The organism is Synechococcus sp. CS-1328, from assembly GCF_025128095.1.
In the GTDB taxonomy this organism is placed as follows: Bacteria; Cyanobacteriota; Cyanobacteriia; order PCC-6307; family Cyanobiaceae; genus CBW1002.
Genome location: NZ_JAHLYT010000052.1, coordinates 1 through 15,970 on the forward strand (window position 1 = coordinate 1; position 15,970 = coordinate 15,970).

Annotated in this window: 20 protein-coding genes; 14 read left to right on the top strand and 6 right to left on the bottom strand. The window is 64.1% G+C overall.

What is annotated here, in order from left to right; genetic code table 11:
• The first annotated feature begins 262 nt into the window (after nt 1-262).
• Nucleotides 263-442, top strand: a complete 180-nt coding sequence (locus KQ310_RS10030; RefSeq protein WP_259721613.1) for a hypothetical protein — start codon at nt 263-265, stop codon at nt 440-442.
• Between the two features lie 33 nt (nt 443-475).
• Here the strand turns inward: KQ310_RS10030 and KQ310_RS10035 are convergent, their stop codons facing one another.
• Nucleotides 476-934 (bottom strand): hypothetical protein, encoded by a 459-nt coding sequence (locus tag KQ310_RS10035; RefSeq protein ID WP_259721614.1) that lies wholly within the window; start codon nt 932-934, stop codon nt 476-478.
• Between the two features lie 133 nt (nt 935-1,067).
• Here KQ310_RS10035 and KQ310_RS10040 point away from each other — a divergent pair, with 133 nt between their 5' ends.
• The 3 genes from KQ310_RS10040 to KQ310_RS10050 all read left to right on the top strand — a co-directional run bounded on the left by KQ310_RS10040 (nt 1,068) and on the right by KQ310_RS10050 (nt 3,610).
• Complete coding sequence (locus tag KQ310_RS10040) at nt 1,068-1,568, top strand: hypothetical protein (protein WP_259721615.1); 501 nt, start codon at nt 1,068-1,070, stop codon at nt 1,566-1,568.
• On the top strand, nt 1,546-2,829 hold the full coding sequence (locus KQ310_RS10045) for a hypothetical protein (RefSeq protein ID WP_259721616.1): 1,284 nt from the start codon (nt 1,546-1,548) through the stop codon (nt 2,827-2,829). The genes KQ310_RS10040 and KQ310_RS10045 overlap by 23 nt, the downstream gene beginning before the upstream one ends.
• 199 nt (nt 2,830-3,028) lie before the next feature.
• Complete coding sequence (locus KQ310_RS10050; protein ID WP_259721617.1) at nt 3,029-3,610, top strand: hypothetical protein; 582 nt, start codon at nt 3,029-3,031, stop codon at nt 3,608-3,610.
• Nucleotides 3,611-4,169: 559 nt separating this feature from the next.
• Here KQ310_RS10050 and KQ310_RS10055 read toward each other — a convergent pair.
• Nucleotides 4,170-4,643: a thermonuclease family protein gene (locus tag KQ310_RS10055; RefSeq protein ID WP_259721618.1), complete on the bottom strand. Its 474-nt coding sequence runs from the start codon at nt 4,641-4,643 to the stop codon at nt 4,170-4,172.
• 439 nt (nt 4,644-5,082) lie between these two features.
• On the opposite strand from KQ310_RS10055, the gene KQ310_RS10060 reads away from it, so the two are divergent.
• Nucleotides 5,083-6,120 carry an SDR family oxidoreductase gene (locus KQ310_RS10060; RefSeq protein WP_259721619.1) on the top strand — a complete coding sequence of 346 codons (1,038 nt, stop codon included), beginning with the start codon at nt 5,083-5,085 and terminating at the stop codon, nt 6,118-6,120.
• Between the two features lie 12 nt (nt 6,121-6,132).
• On the opposite strand, the gene KQ310_RS10065 is transcribed toward KQ310_RS10060, so the two are convergent.
• Nucleotides 6,133-6,366: a chlorophyll a/b-binding protein gene (locus KQ310_RS10065; RefSeq protein ID WP_259721620.1), complete on the bottom strand. Its 234-nt coding sequence runs from the start codon at nt 6,364-6,366 to the stop codon at nt 6,133-6,135.
• 121 nt (nt 6,367-6,487) lie between these two features.
• Between KQ310_RS10065 and KQ310_RS10070 the strand changes: the two genes are divergently transcribed.
• The 4 genes from KQ310_RS10070 to KQ310_RS10085 all read left to right on the top strand — a co-directional run bounded on the left by KQ310_RS10070 (nt 6,488) and on the right by KQ310_RS10085 (nt 10,162).
• Complete coding sequence (locus tag KQ310_RS10070) at nt 6,488-7,036, top strand: hypothetical protein (protein ID WP_259721621.1); 549 nt, start codon at nt 6,488-6,490, stop codon at nt 7,034-7,036.
• The gene (locus tag KQ310_RS10075; RefSeq protein ID WP_259721622.1) at nt 7,033-7,920 is read left to right on the top strand and encodes a hypothetical protein; all 888 of its coding nucleotides are present in this window, start codon (nt 7,033-7,035) and stop codon (nt 7,918-7,920) included. The genes KQ310_RS10070 and KQ310_RS10075 overlap by 4 nt, the downstream gene beginning before the upstream one ends.
• 155 nt (nt 7,921-8,075) lie before the next feature.
• The gene (locus tag KQ310_RS10080) at nt 8,076-8,645 is read left to right on the top strand and encodes a hypothetical protein (protein WP_259721623.1); all 570 of its coding nucleotides are present in this window, start codon (nt 8,076-8,078) and stop codon (nt 8,643-8,645) included.
• 569 nt (nt 8,646-9,214) lie between these two features.
• Nucleotides 9,215-10,162: a substrate-binding domain-containing protein gene (locus KQ310_RS10085; RefSeq protein ID WP_259721624.1), complete on the top strand. Its 948-nt coding sequence runs from the start codon at nt 9,215-9,217 to the stop codon at nt 10,160-10,162.
• 4 nt (nt 10,163-10,166) lie between these two features.
• Here the strand turns inward: KQ310_RS10085 and KQ310_RS10090 are convergent, their stop codons facing one another.
• The gene (locus tag KQ310_RS10090) at nt 10,167-10,346 is read right to left on the bottom strand and encodes a hypothetical protein (protein ID WP_259721625.1); all 180 of its coding nucleotides are present in this window, start codon (nt 10,344-10,346) and stop codon (nt 10,167-10,169) included.
• Nucleotides 10,347-10,725: 379 nt separating this feature from the next.
• Here KQ310_RS10090 and KQ310_RS10095 point away from each other — a divergent pair, with 379 nt between their 5' ends.
• Nucleotides 10,726-11,892: an SHOCT domain-containing protein gene (locus tag KQ310_RS10095; RefSeq protein ID WP_259721626.1), complete on the top strand. Its 1,167-nt coding sequence runs from the start codon at nt 10,726-10,728 to the stop codon at nt 11,890-11,892.
• A 40-nt stretch (nt 11,893-11,932) separates the two neighbouring features.
• Here KQ310_RS10095 and KQ310_RS10100 read toward each other — a convergent pair whose 3' ends face one another.
• A complete protein-coding gene (locus KQ310_RS10100; protein WP_259721631.1) occupies nt 11,933-12,637 on the bottom strand; it encodes a peroxiredoxin-like family protein in 705 nt (234 codons plus the stop codon).
• A 258-nt stretch (nt 12,638-12,895) separates the two neighbouring features.
• On the opposite strand from KQ310_RS10100, the gene KQ310_RS10105 reads away from it, so the two are divergent.
• The 4 genes from KQ310_RS10105 to KQ310_RS10120 all read left to right on the top strand — a co-directional run bounded on the left by KQ310_RS10105 (nt 12,896) and on the right by KQ310_RS10120 (nt 15,587).
• A complete protein-coding gene (locus KQ310_RS10105) occupies nt 12,896-14,257 on the top strand; it encodes a cytochrome P450 (protein ID WP_259721627.1) in 1,362 nt (453 codons plus the stop codon).
• Nucleotides 14,258-14,260: 3 nt separating this feature from the next.
• Nucleotides 14,261-14,914, top strand: coding sequence for a class I SAM-dependent methyltransferase (locus KQ310_RS10110; protein ID WP_259721628.1), 654 nt, complete (start codon nt 14,261-14,263; stop codon nt 14,912-14,914).
• A gap of 146 nt (nt 14,915-15,060) precedes the next feature.
• Entirely contained in the window at nt 15,061-15,330 is a 270-nt protein-coding gene (locus KQ310_RS10115) for a high light inducible protein (protein WP_259721629.1), read from the top strand.
• Between the two features lie 74 nt (nt 15,331-15,404).
• The gene (locus KQ310_RS10120) at nt 15,405-15,587 is read left to right on the top strand and encodes a hypothetical protein (RefSeq protein ID WP_259721630.1); all 183 of its coding nucleotides are present in this window, start codon (nt 15,405-15,407) and stop codon (nt 15,585-15,587) included.
• Between the two features lie 219 nt (nt 15,588-15,806).
• Here KQ310_RS10120 and KQ310_RS10125 read toward each other — a convergent pair.
• Nucleotides 15,807-15,970, bottom strand: a 164-nt coding sequence (locus KQ310_RS10125; RefSeq protein ID WP_259721632.1) for a transposase, incomplete at its 5' end; no start/stop codon positions are given.

A 15,970-nucleotide genomic window follows, 5' to 3' on the forward strand; every position in this document is an offset into this window, starting at 1 on the left:
GGCGGAGCAGCCCGTAGTAGTGATGAAGGAGCTGTAATGGCTCTGGAGCGAAGGGGCTGCGTTATCCGAACTGAGCCAAAGCATCAACCAGTTCGCTGGGAGGAATGCGAGTGGTTCAGAGAACAACGCGCTGCTATTAAAGAGTTGAGCCATTGGCATCACTTGTGGCAGCAATGTTGGGATAACAGGAGCCGTATGACGCGAGAGTGTCACGTACGGATCTGTGGGAGCCTCGGGGGGAAGTTCCCCGGGGCCACCCGGCGTGAGCGTCTGGGTGGTGCTGTGGGGTACGACGGCCTCCCTGGCCGATTTCGTGCTGCTGGAGCGCGGCGCCTACGAAGCCGGAACCACCGGACAGGGGATCACCTTCGCCTCCTACGGCATCGCCGCAACGGTGCTGGCCGTTCGCCTGGCGGGCCGCTTCCTCAAACCTGAGCCCTGAGGCAGCACTTGAGTGCTGCAGATGATCCGCCACCTACGTTGTCGGTGGATCAAGTGAAGGACAGGTTCCTGTCGTGATCACCTGGTCAGGTTCAGGATCATCAAAGGAGCCGAACTCGCCCCGGTAGGTGAGGCTGCTGAGGTTGATGCTGTTGATCTCCCACTCGATCTGTGGCCGATACCGCTTGACCTCCCAGTGGGCTTCCTGTGGGGAGATCTTCACGGTGATTTCATCAACCAGACCCTTCGTATCCTGATCCGGAATTTCAGTCCTGACTATTGACCTGATGTCCAAGGACCTTGGATCCAGTTCCTGCAGCTCGTTCTGGCGGGGTTCGATGCGAAAGATCTTTGATGCCCCCCATCCAGCTGGCAGCGCAGCAGGAAGGGCTCTGGCTTCAGGACGTTGTCGCAGCCGGCCAGAAGGGAGGCCAGCATCACAAGCACCAGGTTTCTTTTCCAGGCTGTGCGTATCAGCGTTGATCCCGAGCATGACCCCCATTTCCTCTACGACCCCATGGGCTAAAATGGGCCTGGCATCTGGATGATCCGCACATTATCGTCATGTCTTGGGCTCAGCGGATCGACGATCCCATCACCCCGCTCAAGCAGTCGGCCCAGCAGGCATGACCTACACGGAATTCCTCGGCTATCTGCTCCTGAGGCTGCTGGTCCAGCTGGCGTTGGTGTATCTGGTTTCGGGGATCATTGGTGCGCTCAGCGGCACCGCCATCGATGCCGTCCGTGCCCGGGGGGACACCACCACCCAGGCGCGGCAGGGTGCCCTGCTCGCCGGCCTGGCCCTGGCCGCCTCCCCCTTGGTCTCCCTACCCCATTGGCTGGCGCGGGGCAGCGCCTACATCCCCGCACCCACGTCCGAGAGCATCCCTTCCTTTTCCGCCGGCCTCCACATCGGCCAGCTGGTCCATCTCGTCCTGATGCTCAGCCTCGCCAGTGGGACGGGGGCTGTGCTCGGCAGCACCGTGCTCTGCCGGAGCCTGCGGCGGGCTGGCGAAGCCCGCATCTTCCGCTTCGCCGGTGGGCTCTTTGCCCTGATGGCGGCGATGCTGGTGCTCGGTTACTTCCTTGATTGCCACGGCCTCGATGACCCCTCGCTCTGCCGCTGAGCGCCCCCTGCTGCGGTTGCTGGGGGAACGGGGGAGCACGCTCACCGCCGGAGAGGCTGCCGCACGCACCGGTGCTCCCCTGGAGCTGGTGGAGCGCGAGTTGCTCGCCCTTGCGGTGGCCTCCGGTGCGGATCTGAGGGTCGGCAACGACGGCACCGTGGCCTACCGCTTCCCCCGCCACCTGCGCCGCCGCCTGCTGGCCCGATCCTTTCGGCTGCGCCTCGAGGCCGTACTCGCCTGGCTGGGGCGTCAGCTCTTCCGACTGATCCGTCTCAGCATCGGCAGCGTGCTGGTGCTGCTGGTGCTGCTCGTGACCCTCACCCTGCTGGTGGTGGGGCTGGTGCAACTGCTGCGCTCCGATGATGGCGTTGAAGCGGTGGGGGGGCTGCTGCTGGACGGCCTCCAGCTGCTGGGCCAGTGCATCGCCTCTCTGCGCATCGAGCCTCCAGGCCGCAGGGAATTGAGGGCTACCAAGCCTGATCAACAGCGGCAACGGATCACTCTCTTTCTGGAGTCGGTGTTCTCAGTGCTGTTCGGCGATGGCGATCCCAATCGCCAGCTCGAGCCGCGGCGCTGGCGCCGCATCGGTTGCTTCCTCAGCCACCAGGGCGGTGCCGTGATCGCCGAGGACCTGGCCCCCCTGCTGGATCTGCCCACCCGGCCCGCCGACAGGGAGCGCGCCAGCGAGATCGCCGATGCCGCGATGCTGCCGGTGCTGCTCCGCTTCGATGGCCGACCGGAGGTGAGTGAGCAGGGAGACCTTGCTTATCACTTCCCCAGCCTCCAGGTCCGCTCCGGCCGCCCCGAAGCTGCCATCTGGGGCTCCCAGCCGGATGCACCAGGCACACCCTCACCGCCGCTGCGGGAGCGGCGCATTCCCTTCAGCCGCACGAGCTCTCGGCAGCGCTGGATCTACGGCGGCCTCAGCGGAAGCTTGCTGGTGCTCTCGCCGATGCTGTTCGATCTGATCCGGCCCACACCAGCGCTGCTGGCAGTCCTGGCCTGGTTCTCGATCGGCTACGCCCTGCTGTTGCTGCTGTTGCCGCTGCTGCGGCTACCGCTGCTGCGATGGCGCAACCGCCGCATCAGCCAGCGCAATCGCCGCCGCCGCAGCTGGTCATCCGGCGGCGGTGCCCAAACAGCCCAGCTGAACAACAAACGAGCCTTCGCCCGCTCCTTTGCCCGCCACCACAGCCTCGGTTCTGACGGCCTTGCCTACACCACCGAGGAGGGCCTGCTTGAGCAGCAGATCGAAACCTGAACTCAGGCTCAGTTCCGCATTGGGACTTCAGGGCCGCTCGATTCCGAGTGTGTGCTGCATCCATCTCAACGACCATGGCCTGGAGCTCCGCAACATGTCGAGCGGCTGCCGGCTCTGTGGCCCAAGACGCCCGTATACAGCCAGTTTTTCTGCAGATAGTCTTCCGGGATTTCCCGGTTGGATTCCTGCCCTGAAAGCCATGCCCAACATCCGTGGCTTGATTCGATGGGCCGCCGTGCTGTTGATCGCTGGACCGATCGCCGCGCACGCGGCAGGCAGCCCACCGGGCTCGCCTGTGACGCTGACGTTTGCCGGTCAGACCTACCTTCTGCGCTGGTCGTCGCAGCATCAGCATGAGTTCACCCCATCGGGCCAGGACGATCTGAGCCGCTGGACGGACATGGTCACCATCAACACCTATCCGGGGGTGAGCGATGGGGAAGGGCTGGCCGATGTGGCCAACCGTGTTCTGGCCAACTACAAGCAGAACAACGCCGTGGTGGTTCGCACCTCTTCAGTTCCACGCACCGCCGACAGGCCCGCCGAGCACCTGATCGTGGTCCTCTTCCCCGTTCGCGACTCCATCGAGGCCGTCTTCGCCCGATTGAGGCTGGCGGACGACCGCGGCACAGCGGTGATCTACAGCCACCGCCTCTATGGCCAGAAGGCGGGCAAGGCCATGGCGACTTGGCTGAAGACCCATGGAACCACAGTGGAGCGTCACTTGATGACCCTCCAGGATGTCCCCTCCCACCGCATTCTCGAGCCGCCCGGTCGCTGAACAGGAACCAACCTGCAGCCTGGCGGGTAGAGATTCTGGTGCGACTTCATCAAGGAACAAGCTTGTTACATCACGATCTGACAGCACCCATGATCGACCTTAAGATTGGGAGAAGGAGTGATCCGAATGAAGGGAGAGCTCACAGCAGTGATTGAAACCGCTCCCGAGGGCGATTTCTGGTCCATTTGCCTCGAACTGCCTGGGGCGAACTGCCTAGGGCGAACTGTCTGGGTGAAAGCGTGGATGATGCCAAGCGAGATCTGTTTGCCGCAGTTGAACTGCTTCTGGCTGATCACGGGGCTGATAGCAGCGGAGGCTGACCGGATGATTCTTTGGATGCACCACTGCGGATCGGATGAAGCGCCGCGACCTTGAACGGGGCACGCTCGCTGCGGGTTTCTGGCTTCAACGCAAGGGAAGTTCAGACGCCCTCTGGATCAATCCGGCAACGGGAGTGATTGAGGCGGTTTCACGGCAGACCTCCCAATGTCAGGAAGTTGACGTCAGCTTAATCCTATTCCTTCGGCGTTCGATCCGGAGCTGGCGGTGGCTGTGGCGGTTAAAACGATCCCTTCCGTCTGAACTCCCAGGGCCTGGTGATTCCTCCAGGCACCTGCCACACGCCATAGCGATGCCGGGAGGCCCTGTACTCGGCATCGAGATACTCCTTGGTGTCGCACTGGCCCAGGTACTTGCGGTAGGCAAAAGCCTGGCCGTCTTCCACCAGCGCCAGGCCCAGGTTGATCGCGCCGATCACTTCGGCCACGGTGCGGCCGTAGCGGTCAGTCGCTTTCACCGCCAGCGTCACCGACGTACCGATCGGCAGCCGCATCTGCAGGTACTGGCGGGCCTGAAGGCCGTAGGGGCTCTGATCCATCTCCGGTGCATCGATGCAGGCCAGCCGCACCGTGATCACCTGGCCGGCCTGCTTGACGCGGATCGTGTCGCCATCGCCGATCGAGAGCACCGTGGCGCGACTGACCGGGGGCTGAACCGCCTGGGCGCCAGCCAAAGGCACCAGGAGGGCGGTCAATTCCAGAACGACGAGCAGTGGAAGAAGGGTGCGGGCCATCGCCATAGTCTCGACGGCAGGCATAAACCCCTATTGCTCCAGGCCGCCGGCCGACCGATTGTGAGTCCATCGACACCCGGGAGGCTCCAGAGCATGGAAGACACCCCACCCCAGCAACAGCCAGGAGTGCGCTGACGATCCGGCCCCTGCTCCAACACTCTCAACGGATGACTGGTTTCCCTGGCGTGTGACGCTGTCGCCGTCCACTGCACCGTTCACGAGCTACCGCCCTAGGTGCCCCGGACCCAACGGGAAGCCCCACTTGTTACCTGGCCCCAGGTGCCAGCGTCAGCAGCTCCGCCCACACAAGTCTCCATCCATGCCCGGTGGCTTCGTCACCGGGCTTTGTGATGTGGAGGGGTGCCAATTGTGATTGAAACCGATTGGAATTGACGTCGAGATGGATCCAGCAAGTGACAACCGCGACCCATTCCTGCCCCAGTTGGAGGAGGAAGACCGGGCCCGCATTGCCGCTGCCCTTCGCTACATGGGCAGGGATCTGCAGCATCGCTCCTACGCGGTGAACACGGAGCGCCGCGAGCTGCTCTGGCAGGAGATGGACCGTTGCCTGGCACTGGCGGAGCGGATCGACCCTCAGCCGGGGTTGGTGGATCGCCCGAAGCCTGGCACAACCAAACCCTGCACCTTGATCACCGGGGCCTCCAGCGGCATCGGGGCGGCCCTGGCGCGGCAGCTCGCCCCCAGCCTGGCCGGCACCGAATCGTGCCTGGTGCTCACGGCCCGGCGTCTGGAGCGACTCGAAGCGCTGGCGGCTGATCTTCGAGAACGCCACGGCATTGAGGTGATCACCATTCCCACGGACCTGGCCCGCCCCGAGGGGGCTCAGGAGCTACTGGTGGAGCTACAGCAGCGGCAGCTGGTGGTCCACACCCTGGTGAACAATGCCGGCTTCGGGCTGCGGGGCAACTTCAACGCCCTGGAGTGGAAAGACGCCGAGGCGATGCTGCAGCTGATGGTGGTGGCCTGCGCCGAGCTCTGCCACGGTCTGTTGCCGGCGATGCAGCAGGCCGGCGGGGGCTGCATCGTCAACGTGGCCTCGCTGGCGGGGCTGATGCCGGGCCTCCCGGGAAGCACCCTCTATTCAGCCTGCAAGGCCTTCCTGATCCGCTTCTCCCAGTCACTGGCACTGGAGAATCGGCCCAGTGGCGTGCGGGTCATGGCGCTGTGCCCCGGTTATGTGCACAGCGAGTTCCACGCGGTGCTGGGTGTCGAGGAGCAGATGCAACGCCTGCCCGGACTCTTCTGGATGGATGCGGACGAGCTGGCCCGCCAGACCCTTGCGGCGCTGGAGGGCAATCAGGTGGTGGTGGTTCCGGGAGCGGTGAACCAGGCAATCACCGCCCTGGCGCGATTGCTGCCGGAGGGGGTGGTGACCGCTCTGAGCACGACCTTCTCGCGGCGGTACCGCAACCCCTGAGATCGCGGCGGCTCAGAGACAGAAGGGCAGCAGGTTGGTGTGGCAGGCGGCGTAGCCATCCACCAGGGGACCCAGACCGATCTGGTGGAGGATGCTGAAGCCCGTGAGGCCCTCCACCACCACACCGATCAACAGGCCGAGCATGGCGGCGCGGCCGTTGAACAGCTCCACCTTCTTCAGCTGCTCGACATGGGCCGCCCGGGTCGAGTCGGAGGAATCCTTGGAGGCGACGGTGGAGCTGTTCATGGCAAAAGATTGAGTTCTGTAAAGAACCGTAACACGGCCCTTAAGGAAGCTGCGAGCGCCTGGATGGCGGTGTCGTGGGTGTGCTTGCTACCACTGCAGAAGTCGTCCGGATCGGCCCTCCATGAATCGAACGCTTCGCTGGGTCGTGGCCGGCGTGCTCGCAGCCGCCCTGCTGCTGCTGGCGGTTGTGGCCCTTCCGTTCGCAGACTGGTTGCCTGGCGGCACCGTCGCCGATGTTCCGACATCGCAGGTGGTGAACGGTTCGGCCTTCAACCGGCTCTTCCCCGAACCGGAGACCGGGGAACAGGTGGTGTTCACGCAGGAGAAGCGAGGGTTCGCCCAGGCCCGTCTGCGCCAGGGAGACGAGCTCAGGGCCCTGCTCTCGATTTCCGATGTGATCACAGCCCCCGATGCCAGGGCCAAGTTCACGGCCAGCGATGCCGTGATCCAGGGCTGGCCCCTGGTGGAGCAGGGCTCCCAGGCCAGCGCGTTGCTGGTGGCCGATCGTTTTCAGGTGAAGGTGATCGGCCAGGGGGTCGGCATGGACCCCCAGCAGCGTCATGCCGTGCTTGGGGCCTTTGATCTGACCGGTCTTGCGGCCCTCAAGCCTGCCCTGACCGGCGCGGTTCCCCTGCACCTGCTCCTGGCAGGGGCGGAGGTGAGCGCATGAGCGGCACCGTTCTGGAACGGCTTGAGCGCCTGCCGCGCCGTGGTCTCACCGTGCTGGCCCTGAAGGGGGTCAGCACCCTGGTGCCGGGGACGTGGCAGAACATCACCAGTGCCGACGCGCTGATTGCCGATGTGCTCGGCGATGACGACCCTGCGTTGATCGCGTCCGTGCGACGCCGCGCCGATGCGCTGAGCCGTGCCCGTCATGAGGGTTACGGACGTGCCCTCAGCCTCTACGACGCGGTGAACCGTTCCCAGAAGGCCGCCGGTGGGCTGCGCATCGCCGCCAATCTGGGTGGCGCCCTGCCACTGGTGAAACGGTTCGCGTCTCTGACTCCACCTTCAGAGAAGCTGCAGGCGGTGGATCTGGCCCTCAAGGTCTCGGCAGAGATGCTGGCCTTCACCCAGGTGAATGGCTTGCCCGGCGACAGCTTTGCGGAATTCGGGGCGTCCCTGCGGGAGTACGGCGATGAAGCGCGGGTCCGGATGGCCGCGATGATCTGCTTCGATGCACTGCTGCCCCTCGGTGATCGGGCTCTGCAGGGGCTCGATGGCCTGTTGGGCCAGGTGGGATCCAGCGATCTCCGCCAGTGGCCGGCCTATCGGCGCATGGCCGCTCTGCTGCCCGGCCGGGGCGATCAGGCGCACCTTGGATTTCTGCGTCGCGGCGTGGAGCCATGGCTCGACTGGTCCGAGGGGCTGGTCAAACAGCTGGGGCTGACGGGTCAGCGCGCCGTCCATGCCCTCGAGGGGGCGGTCGGCCCCTGGCAGGGGGGCTTCGATCAGCTGGCCGTGTTCCTCGATGCCTTCACCGACACCTATGCACACACCGGGGTGCAGGCGGTGGCCAGGCGCCTGGTGGAGCGGGCCGCCGCGGAAATCTGAGCGGCCTCCCCATGGACGGGGACCAGCAGTGCCTTCGATGTACCCACTGTCACCCCCACTGACAGCACAGAAGCACGCATCAATCCTTGCCATCCGCAAAGTTCAGAGGCAGGAAACCAGTCCTGAAGGCATGCTGAACAAGCGGAGTGTCGAACATGGCGGGTTTCCTGAAACTCATCCTGGCGTTCCTTCCCTGGATCGCCTTTCTGGTGATTGCCCATGGCAGCCTCCTGCGGCTCAAGGTGGGGCTGGTGGTTGGCTTGGTGATCAGCCTCGCGATGGGGATTGGCCGGATTCATCGCGGCATCATTCTCTGGGCAGGACTCATGTTTTTCGTCACGGCTGGCGTGGCGGTGATCGGGTTCGACAACAGTTGGGTGATTCGATTCATGGGGGTGCTTGCATCCGGAACTCTGGCTGTCGCCACATGGATCTCGGTGCTGGCGGGCAGGCCATTCACGATGGCCTATGCACGTCAACACGTGGATCAAGCGCTCTGGAGCAGCCCCGAATTCATTCGCAGCAATCTGGTGATCAGCTCCGTCTGGGGAGCCAGCTTCAGCCTGAATACAGTTCTGGCGATCGGCAAGGTCTATCAGGTTGGCATGCCCTCCATGGCCTATGAAGCCATCAACTACGCCGTGCTGATCGGCACCGCGGCATTCACGAGCTGGTACAGCAGCAGGCTGCGTCAACGCCGGATCAAGGCTCAGCTGCATTCTTGATCCATTGATTAGTTGCAACGATCAATAGCCGATTCGGCAATGGCATGCGGCGTACCTTCAAGATCAGTGAGGTCGAGCCTGCCGTCACCAATCGCAAGGTCTTGCCTCCCGCGGAGCCTGCACTGATCAGCGGTTCGGGAAATTGACGATCTTGGCATCCGACCCAAGGATAACGGTGACGGTGACGAAGAATCCAAGACATCGAATGACCCCGCAGTGAACACGCCAATCAAGGCCACGATCTCTACAAGCCAGCGACTAGCGATCAGGCTGAAGCATCGGAAATGTCTTCGCCCGGCCGAGACAGCAAAGATCATGGTGAGGGGCTTCATTCCCTTGGGCACGCATCCAATCACCCCTACAGACCGGCAAGATTCGCGACGACGAACATCCTGTAGAACTCCGCTGAAGCTACTGTGAAGGGTGCGTTCGCCACCGCCAAGCTGCTTCCGAAATCTGGATCCGCCCCTATCCATGGAAGAGGCATTCACCGTCCCCGGCTCTCGATCCGCATGGCCGCAAAGGATCACACCCAAACGACATCGTCCACCACAGGTTCTGATTGATCCATGAAATCCTTCACTCCGGCGATCCGGACCTTGGCACTCTGGTGTGTCCTGGCACCCCTCGTTCTGGCCGCTTCGGCGGCTGAAGCAGCGCCGCAGATGCTCCGCTTCGTGTTGATTCCCAAAGTGACCCATCCCTGGTTCGATGCCGTGCGGGAGGGCGCCGAAGATGCCGCCCGAATGATCAAACAACAGACCGATTCAACCGCGGTCATTGAGTATCGCCCCCCCGTAAGGGCGGAGGTAGGCCTTCAGGCGGCGATCCTCGAGGCGGCGATTCGTTCCAAGCCCAGCGGCATCACCATTGATCTTCTTGATGCAGAACGGCTCAGATCCTTGCTGGAGCAGGCCCAGCGCGAGGGCATTCCGGTGACCGTGTTCGATTCGGAACCCCCTGCAAATCTGGCGCTCACAAGCATCGGCAATGATTTCTGCCTGCAGGCGCGCATCGCTGCCGAGCGTTTGGTCAAGCTTCTCGGAGGCAAGGGGGAGGTGGCCATCATGCAAGGCGTGCCCACAGCGCCGAACCACGCCATCCGCGCCGATTGTCACCGGAAGGTGTTTGCGCGCTATCCCGGCATCACGGTTGTGGCGTCACCCATCGATGGCGACAACATCACCACCGCTGAACAACAGGCAGCAGCAACCATGCGCAGCCACCCACGTCTCAGGGGTTGGGTCGTGTCCGATGCCGGCGGCGGCATCGGCGTCGGTCGCGCCATCCAGAGCTTGGGCAGAACGGGCACGGTCCAGGCTGTCGGACTGGATGACTTGCCCGAACTGCTTCAGCTGATCGGGAGCGGGGTGGTCGATTCCACCGCAGCCACCAAGCCCCGTTCGCAGGGATACTGGTCGGTGCTCAGCCTCTGGCAGCAGGGTCTGGGCGCCCCACCCATCGAGCGGATCGACACGGGCATCGCCGTGCAGGGTTCGGCAACACAACATCCGTAGGAAGTCAGTACCCGACGGATTCAAGCTCTGCCAGCAAGCGTTTCTCGTTCTCATTGAGGGCAACACAAGGGGTGCTGTGCTGACCCACGGGCATCAGCACGCCGCCGCTGATCCCACGGCGATCGAGCAGAGCCTGCAGGGCCGCGGTGTGTTGTGGCAGATGGTCGGCATGGCTGGAGGGCATGGGATCCGCCTGTGCCCTCTCAACTCAAAACTGCCACTCCCCTCGACTCGAACCCGCAGCCACATGGGCGGGAAGACCCGCAATTGGTTCGGACACCATGCCGGCTGCATCTCGATCCCGCTGCTCACCTGCCAGCTGCACCAAGGCCTGATCGCCCATGGTGAACACCTCACCACTCGCTGCGACGGCTGGTCTGGGGTTCGTCATGGATTGCCGCGCAGGCGCGATGGCAAGACATGGAACGTGCCCCAACGAACATTTTTGAGGTTCTGTGCATCCGCTGGTTGCATAAGGTGATGGCACAGCCATTCCTGCCTCGGATATCACTCCCTGAGACCAGAGGCTTGAACACTGAATTTAAGGATCAAATAAGTTCACCATGCTACAAATCACCCAGGAAGGCGTTCAGGTCGCCCGGGGTCTTGGCCAGCGTCACGGCTTCAGCGACGCCGCCGTGGTCCACATGATGCAGGCCATGCTCCGCAGTCATGGTGGGATGGCTCAGTTCAACCACCCTGAATTCGGTGGCTCTGGCCAGTGGATGCCTGGGGGCATGCTGATGATCGGCGACATGTTCAACAACGCGCTCAAAGGCCGGGTCGATGGACTCTGCCGCGATGTGTCGGCGGCCATTGCGGCGCAGCCCATGGCGACGGCATCGGCCGCACTGCTGTTCGAACCCGACCCCCGCGAGACGTGGTGGCCCGCCGAGCTCGGTGCCCCTTCGGCCACCGGCGCGCAGAACAACGTGCGCTATGCCGTCTTCCCCAGTGCGGGGCGGCTTGCGGTGGACGTCAACGGTCAGGTCAGCGTCTACGACACCGGCAGCCACCAGATCGCCGGCTTCTCTCAGCAGCAGGGTGGCGGTGGGATGGTGTTTTCCACTCCGGCCGGGAGCGTCAGTCTCAGCAGCTTCTCGCCCGCCGGTGGCTTCAGCCAGCAACAGCAGAGCCACGCTGGCGGCCTTCAACAGCAGAGCAGCAGTGGCTCGGGCTCACAGCATCAGGCCGCGGTGATGGCTCCGATGCAGATGCAACCGATGAGCTCCATGCAACCCATGAGCCCCATGCAGCCGATGAGTGCCATGCAGCAGCAGCCGAGTTGGTGGCCGGCTGAGCTCGGCGTTCCTGCCTCGAGCGGTGCCCAGAACGAGCTGCGCTACGCCATCTTCCCCGCTGCAGGTCGGCTGGCTGTGGAGCACAGCGGCCACTGCAGGGTGTTTGATGTCAGCGGCCAGGCGATCCGCGGCGTGTCCCTTCAGAGCGGCACCGGTGATCTGATCCTCTCCACAGCGGAGGGCGACCGGCCCCTGTCCCAGTTCCCGGAGATCAGCCCGGCAACCGAAGTGGCCCCCGAACGCCCGGCGCAGATCACCGCCACTACCGCGACCGCCACCACCTCCAACGCCACCCCCGTGACCACCCCCACCGGCGGCACTGATGATCCCTACGCTGCCCTGGAGCGCCTCGGGGAGCTCAAGGCCAAGGGGATCCTCACCGAGGAGGAATTCAGCAGCAAGAAGGCCGAGTTGCTGGCGCGGCTCTGATCCCTCGCAAGGGATGCATGGCCTCAGGCAGTGCAGGATCTCATGGGTGCTGAGGTCCTCTGCCTGACGGCGTCAGGAATGGATCCAGGAAGCTGAGCGGCCTTGCCATGGTTGCCGAGAAGCCGAGGATGCCGCGGTCCAGGTGGCTGTAGAGCAGGGTGTCATCGGCTTCCAGCAGAAAGGTGCCGCCCCTCTGGGTCAGGTGGTCGTCGCACGGCACGTAGGTGCGCCAGTGGCCCAGCACTTCGGTCATGTTGCGCAGGCGCACCGTGGCCAGCTCGAAGGGTCGCTGGAATCCAGTTCCACCAGCTCTGGCAAAGAACGACCCCTTGATCGGCGGCAAGGGACCTGCCTGGATCGTCTCGTCGTCCGCGATCCGCTGGGGAGCTCCTCGATCGCCCGTGTAGCCGCGCATCACCTCGGCCAGGGTGCCGGGCGAACCGATGCCGGCGCACATCAGCAGCAGGTTCGGCCAGGGCCCGCCGATCCCCCTCAAGCCCTCATAGAGCCCCAGGGCCCGATGCAGCTGCGGTTCCGGGTCGACCAGGAGTCGTTCGAGTGGAAATCCCGTGAAGGAGCAGAACCGCTGGCGGCTGTCCTCATGGCCGATGCCGATCGCCAGGACGGCGATGCCGGCAGACTCCAGCTGCGGCAGGGCGGCCACCACAGCCTGGGCGTATTCGAGGCTGTCGAAATCCCCCAGTTGGGGCAGCAGCAGCACCAGTCGGCGGTATCCCCGTTCCATGCCGGCCACCCCCGCCAGCCGCTCGAGCAGGGCAGCGGGTGCAGCCTCGCGTGCCTCGCTGCCGGCTGGATCAGCGCCAGCGGGATCGGCGGTGGTGGGTTCGGTGCCGGGCACGGGTCACAGGGCAATCACGGAACGATCATCGTGGCGCGCTCCTGACAGGCTTCCGCAAAAGTGATCAACCCCCGGCCTGTCCGGCCTGGCGTCGCGGTGCCGTCTGCTGGCTGCCAGCCTGGGAGCCACTGCGGATGATCCTGGTTGCCCCTCGATCTCGACACCCTCCGACCCCTGCCGCGCACGTCAGCGGTGAGCGGAGTGCTGGAGACCCTTGCCTTCTTTCGGGATCCTGATTTCGCCCGCTCGAACTTCGAGCGCTACGGCGATGTCTACGAAACCACCCTATTGGGGCAGCGCACCGTCTTCATCCGGGGGGAACGGGCGATCAGCGACCTGTTCGCCCAGACCGAATCCGTCGAGGGCTGGTGGCCGGACAGTGTGCGGGAACTGCTGGGCCCCCTGTCGCTGGCCAACCGCAACGGGGCCGATCACAAGGCCCGCCGTCGGGTGGTGGGCCAGCTGTTCGCCTCCGCGGCCCTGAAGCACTACAGCCCCGCGATCGTGGCCCTGGTCGATGCGCTCAGCCAGGAGCTGCTCAGCGCCGAAGCACCCGTGGCCCTGGTGCCCAGGCTGCGGCGGTTTGCTTTCCGTGTGATCGCCAGCACGGTGCTGGGGCTCGATCCAATCGATCGCGATGCCCTGTTCGTCGATTTCGAAACCTGGTGCCAGGGTCTCTTCTCTCTTCCGATCGCTTTGCCCGGCAGCCCCTTCGCCCGTGCGCGCCAGGCCCGCCAACGGCTGCTGCTGCGCCTGGGCGCGTTGCTCGACAAGGCGCAGGCTACCGCTGCCACCGGAGCGCCCCTCGCTGCCGGAGGGCTCGATCTGCTGGCCGGAGGCCTGGATGAGGCCGGCCTCCCCCTGGGCGACGACGACGTGGCCGAGCAGCTACTCCTATTGCTGTTCGCGGGCTACGAAACCACCGCCTCCGCGTTGAGTTGCCTGGTGCTGACCCTGCTGCAACATCCAGCCGAGCTGACCTGGCTGCAGCAGGAGCTCGACACTGTGCCTTGGCCACCTCCGCCGGGGGAGGCCACAACTGCCTACGACGCCTTTCGGGCCCCGCGGCTCGATGCGGTGGTGCAAGAGGTGATGCGGCTGACCCCGCCGGTGGGGGGCTTCTTCCGCCGGACCCGGAAGCCCATTGCCCTGGCTGGGGTGCTGGTGCCAGCGGATCGGGTGGTGCAGGTGAGCATCGTCGCCAGCCATCGCCACGGTTCCGCCAGGGAGGATCTGGAGGTCTTCCGGCCGCAGCGGCATCTGGCTGGAACCTGCACGGCCACCCTGCTGCCGTTTGGCGGTGGTGAGCGGGTGTGCCTCGGCAAGGCGCTGGCGGAGCTGGAGATCCGTCTGCTGATCGTGGGGCTGCTCAAGCCGCTGACCTTGGAGCTGGAGCCGGATCAGAACCTGACGCTGGCGATCATCCCCAGCCCTTCACCAAAGGACGGCCTGCTGGTCCGTCCGCGTCACAGGGCCTGCAGTAACGATCCCGTTGGAGTGGAGTGAACCATGGCCAATCCGGTGCTGAGCGCGCAGGACCGCTGGAAACAGGATCGCTCCGATGACGGGTTGTTCTATGCCGAGCCTCGTTTCGTGCACCATCTCGATGGGGCGTTTCGCAGCCGGCTCACGGCGCTCTACCAGGAGAGGATCCCGCCGGGGGCGGTGGTGCTGGATCTGATGAGCAGCTGGGTCAGCCATCTGCCCGAAACCCTGAGCTCCATTGAGGTGATCGGCCATGGCCTCAATGCCAGGGAGCTGGAGGCCAACCCACGGCTGAGCCGCCATTGGGTGCAGAACCTCAACGTGGATCAGCGTCTGCCCCTGGAGTCAGACAGCGTTGATGCGGCCCTGATCGTGGCCGGCTGGCAGTACCTGCAGCAGCCCGAGCAGGTGGCGGCCGAACTGCTGCGGGTGGTGCGTGCCGGTGGCCAGCTGATCGTGTCCTTCTCCAACCGCATGTTCGCTCAGAAGGCCACGCGGATCTGGACCGATGGAGGCGACCGGGATCATCTCGAGATCGTCGCCAGGGTGCTGGTGGCGCAGGGCTGGCCCATGCTGAAGCTGGTCGCCGAAGCCACGCGGGCAGAAGGACCGCTGGGCTGGCTGGGCGGCAAGGGGGATCCGTTCTTTGCGGTGGTCGCCGAGAAGCCGAGCGCTTAGGAACTTGTTGTCCATCAAGCAGCCGCCCGCGAGGCCTTTGAGGGCCCTTAACAAGGCATCAACGGTGGATGCACAGGCGTGAGCCGGCAGATTGGTGGGGATCCGTAATAATCTGTTACAGTTCTCTCACCCAGATCGCTCCACCCATGGCCCAAGCCACCATCTCTGCTCCCAGCGCCCTTGATCGCGCCGCCATCCGCGGCGCCACTGTCACCACCGAAGACGGTGGCCGTCTCAATGCCTTCGCCACTGAACCCCGCATGGAAGTGGTGAGCGCCGAGCGCGGCTGGGGCTTCCACGAGCGGGCCGAAAAGCTGAACGGCCGCATGGCCATGCTCGGCTTCATTGCCCTGCTGGCCACCGAGTTCGCCCTCGGAGGCGAATCCTTCACCCGCGGTCTGTTAGGCATCGGTTGACCCTGATTCGGTTGATTCTTCAGCCGAGTTGACCATTCAGACAAGCTAGCAAATACCACCGAAGAGAGAATCCCATGAATGAATCCCTTTCCATCGACAGAGAGTTCTTTGTCGAATCCCACTCACGCGCCATCGATAGCTGCACGGAACTTGAGGACCTCCGAAAAGTTTCCAAATCGCTGTTGAGGGCTTGGCAGATGCAGGCCATGTTCAGTGAGCAGTATGGCGCTGAGTTGCTCGGCATCCCCAGGCCGTGAAACCTCAGCTCAATATCCACTGACTGGAAGTAGAGAAATCTAGGAGTTTGCTGATAAACCAACCCACGAGTCCGTTTTCCACAGGCATCAGTGGATTTCTGGCTCAAAAAGTCGGATCGGCGGCTATCAGAGCCGCAAACTGCCCGATTTCGGCATCGTTGGCCTGACTGCAAGGCATTGGTTGAGGCCTATTGGGCACACCTCTGGACAATGGGCTGTTCATGCCGCCTCCAGCTCAGGTTTGAGCAGGTTGCCCAGGCGGATCAGGTTGTAGGCGATCACATGCAGGCCAAACACGGCGCCGACCTTCTCGGTACCGCGCAGTTTGAACTGGCGCAGCCCGCCAAATGCCTTGATCCAACCGAATACCTTTTCGATCCCCC

Bases quoted from the DNA above. Each gene is read 5' to 3' on its own strand.
- KQ310_RS10060 (WP_259721619.1), top strand. From the start codon at position 5,083: ATGGATCCAGCAAGTGACAACCGCGACCCATTCCTGCCCCAGTTGGAG.
- KQ310_RS10045 (WP_259721616.1), top strand. From the start codon at position 1,546: ATGACCCCTCGCTCTGCCGCTGAGCGCCCCCTGCTGCGGTTGCTGGGG.
- KQ310_RS10035 (WP_259721614.1), bottom strand. From the start codon at position 934: ATGCTCGGGATCAACGCTGATACGCACAGCCTGGAAAAGAAACCTGGT.
- KQ310_RS10090 (WP_259721625.1), bottom strand. From the start codon at position 10,346: ATGCCCTCCAGCCATGCCGACCATCTGCCACAACACACCGCGGCCCTG.
- KQ310_RS10050 (WP_259721617.1), top strand. From the start codon at position 3,029: ATGCCCAACATCCGTGGCTTGATTCGATGGGCCGCCGTGCTGTTGATC.
- KQ310_RS10115 (WP_259721629.1), top strand. From the start codon at position 15,061: ATGGCCCAAGCCACCATCTCTGCTCCCAGCGCCCTTGATCGCGCCGCC.
- KQ310_RS10070 (WP_259721621.1), top strand. From the start codon at position 6,488: ATGAATCGAACGCTTCGCTGGGTCGTGGCCGGCGTGCTCGCAGCCGCC.
- KQ310_RS10100 (WP_259721631.1), bottom strand. From the start codon at position 12,637: ATGGAACGGGGATACCGCCGACTGGTGCTGCTGCTGCCCCAACTGGGG.
- KQ310_RS10085 (WP_259721624.1), top strand. From the start codon at position 9,215: ATGAAATCCTTCACTCCGGCGATCCGGACCTTGGCACTCTGGTGTGTC.
- KQ310_RS10040 (WP_259721615.1), top strand. From the start codon at position 1,068: ATGACCTACACGGAATTCCTCGGCTATCTGCTCCTGAGGCTGCTGGTC.
- KQ310_RS10080 (WP_259721623.1), top strand. From the start codon at position 8,076: ATGGCGGGTTTCCTGAAACTCATCCTGGCGTTCCTTCCCTGGATCGCC.
- KQ310_RS10075 (WP_259721622.1), top strand. From the start codon at position 7,033: ATGAGCGGCACCGTTCTGGAACGGCTTGAGCGCCTGCCGCGCCGTGGT.
- KQ310_RS10120 (WP_259721630.1), top strand. From the start codon at position 15,405: ATGAATGAATCCCTTTCCATCGACAGAGAGTTCTTTGTCGAATCCCAC.
- KQ310_RS10065 (WP_259721620.1), bottom strand. From the start codon at position 6,366: ATGAACAGCTCCACCGTCGCCTCCAAGGATTCCTCCGACTCGACCCGG.
- KQ310_RS10110 (WP_259721628.1), top strand. From the start codon at position 14,261: ATGGCCAATCCGGTGCTGAGCGCGCAGGACCGCTGGAAACAGGATCGC.
- KQ310_RS10095 (WP_259721626.1), top strand. From the start codon at position 10,726: ATGCTACAAATCACCCAGGAAGGCGTTCAGGTCGCCCGGGGTCTTGGC.